Here is a 7,020-nt window from a genome sequence, read left to right on the forward strand (position 1 = left end):
GATTACAGGACCTCGCCCAGCATTTTCAGAAAACGTTGATTTTCCACCGGCAGGCCCACACTCACCCGCAGATGATCCGGCATGCCGTAGGGGCTGAGGGGGCGCACGATCACACCACGCTCTAACAACGCCACATACACGCGCTGCCCTCCTCCCGGTACGGCGAAGGCGGTAAAATTGCCTGCAGGGGGGAGAATTGTCAATCCAAATTTATCCAACCCCTCCGCCAGAACCTGTCTTTCCTGGCGATTGTTGACGCGCGTTGCCTCAAGATGCCGGGTATCAAGCAGGGCGGCATGCGCAGCTACCTGCGCCAGGCTGTTGATATTGAAAGGCTGACGGACGCGTTCAAGCACGGCAATCAGGTCCGGATGCCCCATTCCATAACCACAGCGCAGGCCGGCCAAGCCATAAGCCTTGGAAAAAGTCCGGGTTACCAGCAAATTGCTGAAACGTCCCAGCCATTGGCGACCATCGGGATAATTGTCGTCGTCCATCAGTTCCAGATAGGCCTCGTCGAGAACTACCAGGGCATGCGCCGGAACACTATCAATAAAGGTTTCCAGGGCCGCGCCGGACAATTGCGTGCCGGTTGGATTATTGGGATTGGCGATAAATACCAGCCGCGTCTGCTCACTGAGCAAGGCCGTCATGGCATCCAGATCATGTCCGTAATTGCGAGCAGGCGCGGTTCGTACCGTCGCACCACTGGCCTGTGCAGCAATGGCATAAGCGGCAAAAGCATATTGCGACACGATCACTTCCGTCCCTGGCCCGGCAAAGGCACGGACCGCCATTTCAATAACCTGATCCGAACCATTTCCAAAAATAAATTGCCGGGGGTCCAGGTCATGAATTTGCGCAAGGCGCGCCCGCAGTTCCGGGGCTCCACCTTCTGGATAAAGGGCCAGATCGGGCAATGCGTCACGTATTGCCGCCAGCGCCAAAGGACTGGGACCCAGGGGATTTTCATTGGAAGCCAGTTTGATGGCGTCGCGAATGCCCAGTTCGCGTTCCAGTTCAGCCAGGGGCTTGCCGGGTTGATAGGGACGTAAATCCGCCACACCCGGAGCTGCGTACTCCAGAAAATTCAGTGCCATTAAAAAACCGCCTTGGGATAACTTCCCAGACAACGATAAAAAGAAGATTGTGCCGCCAGAGCATCTAGTACCGGGGTTAAGTCAGAATCCTGACAATGTCCCAACAAATCCAGGTAAAAAACATATTCCCAGACCGCCGAACGAGCGGGACGGGATTCTATGCGGGTCAGGCTGACATGGGCATCAGCCAGGGGCGACAAGAGCGCGTGGAGACTCCCCGGCCGATTAATACCCGCCACCACCAGACTGGTTTTGTCCTGACTGGTGGGACGCGTAAAGATTTTTCCGATAACCAGAAAACGTGTGGTGTTTTCCGGGTTATCTTCAATGCCAGCCTGCAGGATATTCAGGGCATAAGTTTCGGCAGCCACTGTGGTTGAAATGGCAGCACCTTGCGGATCCTGGACTGCCCGTTCTGCGGCTACCCCGTTACTGGGGACATCCACCAACTCGACATGGGGCAGATGCGTAGCCAGCCATTGTCGACACTGGGCGCGGGTCTGGTAATGCACATAAACCTTGCGGATTTGTTCCACGGGAATATTGGCCACCAGATTATGCACAATGCGTAACTGCACCTCCCCGCAAATTTGCAGGGGATAATCCAGTAACAAATCGAGAGTCAGGTTGACAGAACCTTCCGTACTGTTTTCTACCGGAACCACGCCAAATTGTGCCTGCCCGCCATCCACCATCCGAAAAATTTCAGGGATACTGCCCGTCGGTTGAAAAGATGCCGAACGCCCAAAATGTTTTTGCGCGGCCATCTGCGAGAATGTCCCTGCTGGCCCCAAATAAGCGACTTGCAAGGCTTCTTCCTGAGCCAGCCCTGCCGAAATAATCTCCCGATAAATGCTGGCCACCTGGGCATCTGTAAAAGGTCCGGGGTTTTCCTGCATAATCCGTCGCAGGATTTCCGCCTCACGATCAGGATGATAAAAACGGCTTTCGCCCTCAGCACGTTTGAGTTCCCCGACTGCGTGGGCCAGATGGCCCCGCTCGCTCAGTAACGCCAAAATTTTGCCATCTACCTGATCAATGGCGGCCCGCAATTCTACCAGGCTGCGCGAGGATGTTTTCAAAACCACCGCTCCTAGTTGTGCTTGCGGGCAAAGTCCCGCATGAAATCCACTAACGCCTGCACACCGGTCTCGGGCATGGCATTATAAATGGATGCGCGCATTCCACCCAGCAGACGATGGCCTTTGAGTTGGAGCAGGTGCTGAAGTTCGGCTTCCTGCAGGAATGCCTTGTCCAGATTGGCGTTTCTCAAAGCAAAGGGCACATTCATCCAGGACCGGTTACGCTGTTCAATCGGATTGGCATAAAAACCCTCTGATCCGTCTATGGCCTGATATAGCAATTCCGCCTTGTGCGCATTGCGTTCGGCCATCGCCTGCAGGCCACCGGTCTTTTTCAACCATTTGAATACCAAACCGGCTACATAAATAGCGAATGTGGGCGGGGTATTGTGCATGGAACCTTCTTTGGCTTGCACGGCATAATCCAGCATGGTGGGCGTATTGGCTAGGGCATGTCCCAACAAGTCTTCACGCACAATTACCAGGGTCAAGCCAGCCGGACCAATATTTTTCTGGGCACCCGCATAAATCAGCCCGAACCGGCTGACATCCACGGGGCGCGATAAAATGTGGGAAGAAGCATCACTGACCAACGGAATGTCTCCCAGCTCCGGAACAAAATCGAACTCCACCCCACCGATGGTTTCATTGCCGGCAATGTGCACATAAGCGGTGTCTTTGCTGACCTGCCATTCGGACTGGGGCGGCACCAGACGTGCCTGACGATCGGCATTACTCGCAGAAACTTCCACCTCAGCAAAACGCCGCGCCTCATTCAAGGCTTTTTCTGACCAGATGCCGGTCTGCACATAGCTGGCCTTGTGATGCCCGCGTAACAAATTGAGCGGGACCATGGCAAACTGGAGGGTCGCGCCGCCTTGCAAAAACAGGACCCTGTAATTTTCCGGGATGTTCATGAGATCACGGAGATCCTGCTCGGCTTCCGCAATAATCTGCATGTAGTCCGCACCACGATGGCTCATTTCCATGACGGAAATACCACGACCATGCCAATCCAGCAGTTCCGCCTGCACTTGCTCCAGCACCGCAGGCGGCAACATGGCGGGACCCGCACCAAAATTATATACCGGCTGATTCATCATTTATTCCTGGGGCAGTTCGGACTGCTCCCCCTCCTCTTCATCTGTCTCTGCAATAAGCGCCAAACCGGCAAGCTGTTCGCCCTCGCCCAGGTTGATCAAACGCACACCCTGGGCATTACGGCCCGTGCGCCGGATGCTGTCCACCGCAATTCGAATCAAGGTGCCGTGGTCGGAGACCAACATCAACTCGTCGCGCTCCGTCACTGCCAGAGCACCAACCACATTCCCGTTGCGTTCATTCGTCTGAATGGCGATGACCCCTTTACCCCCGCGATTGGTCCGTCGATATTCCTCGACCGTCGTGAGCTTGCCGTAACCATTCGCCGTTGCTGTCAGCACGATCTGATTCGCATCGACCAGTTCCGCAGAAATCACCCGATCGTTTTCTGCCAGACTGATGCCCCGTACACCCCGGGTATTACGGCCCATGGCCCGGACCTTTTCTTCCGGGAAACGGACCGCCATGCCGTGACGGGTAAAGAGCATGACTTCGCGTTGCCCATCGGAGAGGCAGACGCTCACCAGACGATCACCATCATCGAGGTTGATGGCGTTAATACCCTGACTGCGCGGCCGGGAATAATCCATGACCGGGGTTTTTTTGACGACCCCATGGGCCGTCACCATGCACACAAATTGTCCTTCCGTGAAATCGCGCACCGCCAACACAGCAGTAATACGTTCGGTGGGAGCCAGCGACAGCAGATTTACAATCGGCTTACCCTTGGCACCGCGACCCGCCTGGGGTAACTGATAAATTTTTTGCCAGAACACCTTGCCGAGGTTACTGAAAAACAGGCAGTAGGCATGAGTAGAAGCGCAGAACATCCGCTCCACGAAGTCTTCTTCCTTGGTGGTCGTCGCCATTTTTCCCTTACCACCGCGACGCTGGGCATTAAATACGGTGACCGGTTGGGCTTTGATGTAACCGGCATGAGTGAAGGTCACCACCATTTCTTCTTCGGCAATAAGATCTTCATTGGAAATATCGCCGGTATCGGCCACAATTTCACTACGTCGGACATCACCATACTGATCAAGAATGGCGACCAGCTCTTCGCGAATGACTTCCATCAAGCGCAAATGGGACCCGAGAATCTCCAGTAATTCCTTGATGCGATCCAGCAAGCCCAGATACTCATCACGAATTTTATCCTGCTCCAGACCGGTCAGCCGATGCAAACGCAAATCGAGAATTGCCTGTGCCTGGGTTTCGGAAAGGTGATAACCATCAGCCTGCATCCCGTCAGAGGGTTCGCCACGCTCGGCAAGCAGGGAAGCCACCATCCCCGGTTCCCAGACCCGCTCCAGCATTTTGGCCTTGGCTTCCGCTGGATTGGCTGCTGCACGAATCAGACTGATGAGCGGATCGATGTTAACCAGAGCCACCGCCAAACCTTCCAGAATATGGGCACGATCACGCGCTTTCTTCAGTTCAAAAATGGTGCGGCGGGTTACTACTTCCCGACGATGCTGAATGAAGGCATTCAGCAGCTCACGCAAACCCAAAGTCCGGGGGGCGCCGTCCAGCAAGGCCACCATGTTGATATTGAAAACACTTTGCATGGCCGTATGCTGAAACAGATTATTGAGCACCACATCGGCGTTGGCATCGCGCTTCAACTCAATGGCAATGCGCATACCCGATTTATCGGATTCATCGCGCAAGTCACTGATGCCTTCCAGACGCTTTTCCTTGACCATTTCGGCAATGCGTTCAATCAGGCGGGCCTTATTCACCTGATAGGGCAATTCCGCAACAATAATGCTCTGCCGATTGGTTTTTTTGTCGGTTTCAAATTCGGTACGCGCACGCATGACCACGCGGCCCCGACCACTGCGGTACGCTTCAATACTTCCGGCCCGGCCAAGAATGTAGCCGGCAGTCGGGAAATCGGGTGCAGGGACCAGATCGAACAAATCTTCATCAGAGGTCTGCGGATCATCCACCAACGCCAGACAGGCATTGATAATTTCGGTCAGGTTATGGGGGGGAATGTTGGTGGCCATACCCACCGCAATACCGGCCGAACCGTTGATGAGCAGGTTTGGAATACGTGCTGGCATGACCAGCGGTTCCCATTCTTTCTCGTCGTAGTTGGGACCAAAATCCACCGTTTCTTTTTCCAGATCGGCGAGCATTTCATGGGCAATGCGCGACATGCGTACTTCGGTATAACGCATGGCCGCCGGACTGTCACCATCTACCGAGCCAAAGTTACCCTGCCCGTCAATGAGGGGATAGCGCATGGAAAAGTCCTGCGCCATACGCACCATGGTGTCATATACGGCAGTATCTCCATGAGGATGATATTTACCAATGACATCGCCCACCACGCGGGCAGATTTTTTGTAGGGCTTGTTCCAGTCGTTATTCATCTCGTGCATGGCAAAAAGCACCCGACGATGTACCGGTTTCAGGCCATCGCGGGCATCAGGAAGCGCCCGCCCGACGATCACACTCATGGCGTAATCGAGGTAGGACTGGCGCATTTCCTTTTCGAGACTGACGGGAATGGTTTCTTTGGCGAACTCTATCATCTGGAGACCGGATATCCTTGATTATTTTAACGCGGCATTATGTCACAACAGGACGCTTTCTGCATGTTTCAGCCACACAGCTCGGCAAGACTGTGCAGGTAGTCCGCCCGGGCCACCCCTTTTTCAGTAATAATCGCCGTAATGAGGGCGGCGGGCGTGACATCAAACGCCGGATTCCGCACTTTAACACCCTCAGGAGCCACATCGTGGCTCGCACACTGCCGGACTTCGCTGTCCGGACGCTCTTCAATAATGATTCCTTCTCCGGCAGGCATGGCGAAATCTACCGTACTTAAGGGTGCTGCCACATAAAAGGGGATCTGATGATATTGCGCCAATACCGCGAGACTATATGTTCCGATTTTATTGGCTGCATCACCATTGGCGGCAATCCGGTCAGCGCCTACGATCACCGCCTGAATAAGCCCTTGCTGCATGAGATAAGCCGCTGCACTATCCACATTCAAGTGAAAGGGAATGCCGTCCTTCTGAAGTTCCCAGGCGGTCAGGCGCGCACCCTGCAACCAGGGTCGGGTTTCGTCGGCATACACCTGCAGTTGTTTTCCGGCAGAAATGCCCGCCCGGATGACTCCCAGCGCCGTACCGTAGCCACCCGTGGCCAAACTCCCGGTGTTGCAGTGCGTGAGGATGCCGCCCTGCTCGGGTAACAAAGCGGCACCATGACGGCCCATCTGTTGATTGTCGGCGATGTCCTGTTCCAGCAAGGCATGAGCGGCCTGCAGCAATAATGTCGCAGCCCGGTCGGCAGCACTTTCGCTTTGCGCCAGCGTTAATTGGCGATCTGTTGCCCAAGCCAGATTGACGGCTGTGGGCCGCGCTGCCTTGATTTCCGCTGCTGCCCCAGCCAAACGCTGCTGCCAATCAGAAAATTGCCGCATTTCCTGCACCGCCAATACCATGGCATAAGCCGCAGTCACGCCAATAGCCGGTGCCCCGCGTACAACCATTTGGGTAATGGCCACGGCCACTTCGCGATAATCACCCAGCTGCAACCAGATTTCCTGTTGTGGCAACAAGCGCTGATCGAGCAGACAAAGCTGATTATCTTCCCAACGAATGGCACGAATATTATCGACTATGGGCACAGAGAATCTCCTGAGTGGCGGGCTTCGGACAGCGCCGGATAAAATACACGGCGCGCTCAATATACGGATCATCGAAATATCTGTAAAA

At 54.7% G+C, this 7,020-nt stretch carries 5 protein-coding genes; all 5 read right to left on the reverse strand.

Features of this window, described 5'->3' with window-relative positions; all coding sequences use genetic code 11:
• Nucleotides 1-2: 2 nt before the first annotated feature.
• Nucleotides 3-1,100: a histidinol-phosphate transaminase gene (gene hisC, locus HAP95_RS05525; protein ID WP_215883310.1), complete on the reverse strand. Its 1,098-nt coding sequence runs from the start codon at nt 1,098-1,100 to the stop codon at nt 3-5.
• Complete coding sequence (gene pheA / locus HAP95_RS05530; RefSeq protein WP_215883311.1) at nt 1,100-2,182, reverse strand: prephenate dehydratase; 1,083 nt, start codon at nt 2,180-2,182, stop codon at nt 1,100-1,102. Before pheA ends, hisC begins: the two co-directional genes overlap by 1 nt.
• Before the next feature lie 11 nt (nt 2,183-2,193).
• Nucleotides 2,194-3,282 carry a 3-phosphoserine/phosphohydroxythreonine transaminase gene (gene serC, locus HAP95_RS05535; protein WP_215883312.1) on the reverse strand — a complete coding sequence of 363 codons (1,089 nt, stop codon included), beginning with the start codon at nt 3,280-3,282 and terminating at the stop codon, nt 2,194-2,196.
• Nucleotides 3,283-3,285: 3 nt separating this feature from the next.
• Complete coding sequence (gene gyrA, locus HAP95_RS05540; RefSeq protein ID WP_215883313.1) at nt 3,286-5,826, reverse strand: DNA gyrase subunit A; 2,541 nt, start codon at nt 5,824-5,826, stop codon at nt 3,286-3,288.
• 68 nt (nt 5,827-5,894) lie between these two features.
• Nucleotides 5,895-6,932 (reverse strand): S-methyl-5-thioribose-1-phosphate isomerase, encoded by a 1,038-nt coding sequence (gene mtnA / locus HAP95_RS05545; protein ID WP_215883314.1) that lies wholly within the window; start codon nt 6,930-6,932, stop codon nt 5,895-5,897.
• Nucleotides 6,933-7,020: the final 88 nt, after the last annotated feature.

Source organism: Acidithiobacillus sulfurivorans (assembly GCF_018853815.1).
Classification (GTDB): domain Bacteria; phylum Pseudomonadota; class Gammaproteobacteria; order Acidithiobacillales; family Acidithiobacillaceae; genus Acidithiobacillus; species Acidithiobacillus sulfurivorans.

Coding starts and splice junctions, on each gene's coding strand:
- hisC (WP_215883310.1), bottom strand. CDS start 1,100: ATGGCACTGAATTTTCTGGAGTACGCAGCTCCGGGTGTGGCGGATTTA.
- serC (WP_215883312.1), bottom strand. CDS start 3,282: ATGAATCAGCCGGTATATAATTTTGGTGCGGGTCCCGCCATGTTGCCG.
- gyrA (WP_215883313.1), bottom strand. CDS start 5,826: ATGATAGAGTTCGCCAAAGAAACCATTCCCGTCAGTCTCGAAAAGGAA.